Genomic DNA, 1914 nt, shown 5'->3' on the forward strand with positions numbered 1-1914 from the left:
TTCGGTGTACGAGGTGCGAATGGTGTTATCTTGATTACAACTAAACGTGGTGCTGAAGGAAAAGCGAAGATTTCATTTACTACTTCTGCCGGTGTTAATGTGCGTACTAAAGAATTAGAGTTTGCAAATTCTTATCAGTATGCTTCTTATGTTAATATGATGAGGACTAATGACGGTAATGAGCCTCTTTATTCGGATGAGCAGTTGGCTGCTTTTCGGGATCATACTAATCCGTTACTTTATCCGGATATTAACTGGATTGATTACTGTATGAACAAAGCTGCTTTTCAGTCACAGCACAATGTTAGTATCTCCGGTGGAACAAATAATATGCGTTACTTTGTGTCTGCGGGTTTGTTCACCCAAGATGGTATGTTTAAGCAATTCAATCTGACAGATGATTTTAACTTTGACTATAAGCGATATAATTATCGGGCAAATCTGGATTTTGATATCAGCAAAACAACATTATTATCAGTCAATATTGGCGGACGCGTGGAGAGTAAGCGTACTCCTGAGTCTGGTGAAGATCAGAATCAATTGTTCCGTAAACTTTATTGGGCTGTACCTTTTGCCAGTGCGGGTATAGTAGATGGTAAATATATCAAAACGAATGCGGATTATGTTACTAAACCTGGAGCAGATGGTTTGGAATCTTATTATGGTAAAGGTTTCCGTAATCAGACAACGAATGTATTGAATCTGGACTTGGTGCTCGACCAGAAACTTGATTTCATAACAAAGGGACTTTCTATAAAATTGAAAGGGTCATATAACTCTTCTTACTCAACCACTAAAATAGCCAGTTCTTCCGTAGCTACCTATACACCGGTTGTAGATGACAAGGGTGCTATTACTTACAAAAAATCAGGTTCTGATAGCCAGACGAGCTATCGTGAAGGAGATTATGGTAAGGGACGCGACTGGTATATGGAATTAGCCTTAAACTATAATCGTAAGTTTGGCAACCACAGTGTTACTGGATTGTTTCTTTACAATCAGTCAAAAAGATATTATCCAGGAGGAACTTACGACTATATTCCTACAGGTTATGTAGGATTGGTAGGACGCGTGACGTATGACTGGAAGACTCGTTATTTGGCCGAATTTAATGTTGGTTACAATGGCTCTGAGAATTTTAACCCCGAAAATCGTTACGGCTTTTTTCCTGCCGGTTCTATTGGTTGGATTGTTAGTGAGGAACCTTTCTTCGCTCCTATAAAGAAGGTGGTGAATTACTTTAAAGTCCGTGCAACTTTGGGTATGGTAGGTAATGACAACTATGCAGGTCAGCGTTTCCTCTATTTACCTGGTTCTTATGGTTATGGACAAAATAATGATCATAATGGCCCGGGTGGTTTCTTTGGACAGAACATTGGAAATGCCAAGCCTGGTGCATGGGAGGCTACTCAGAGTAATCCGTATGCTAAGTGGGAAACAGCCGTCAAGCAGAATTATGGTCTTGACTTTAACATTCTCAATGACCATTTGAGCGTATCTGCCGACTATTTTATAGAAAAACGTCGTGATATTCTTAGAACTCCGGACTATTTGCCGGGTATTTTGGGTATGACTCTTCCGGCAATCAATGTGAATAAGGTAGAGAATAAGGGTTTTGAAATACAGGCGAAGTGGAATGATAGAATAGGAACTGATTTTCGTTATTGGGCTAATTTCAATATATCATTTGCACGTAACAAGATTGTATTCATGAATGAAGTTGAGCAAAATGAACCTTGGATGTATCAAACAGGACGTCGTATAAATTCACGCTCTATGTATAAGTTCTGGGGATTCTATGATGAGACAGCCGATTTGCGTTATCAGGAAGAATTTGGAATTCCTATTAGTGATCATGGAATTACATTGCAGCCCGGTGATGCAGTTTATGTAGACTTGAATAAGGATGGAAAA

The 1914-nt window shown here is 39.2% G+C and carries 1 protein-coding gene; it reads left to right on the top strand.

Annotated features, from left to right (window positions below; all coding sequences use genetic code 11):
- Positions 1-1914 (top strand): SusC/RagA family TonB-linked outer membrane protein (locus BACCELL_RS03770; RefSeq protein WP_007210226.1); only part of this gene is annotated, 1914 nt, incomplete at both ends.

Origin of the sequence: Bacteroides cellulosilyticus DSM 14838, assembly GCF_000158035.1 — a bacterium.
Lineage (GTDB): Bacteria > Bacteroidota > Bacteroidia > Bacteroidales > Bacteroidaceae > Bacteroides > Bacteroides cellulosilyticus.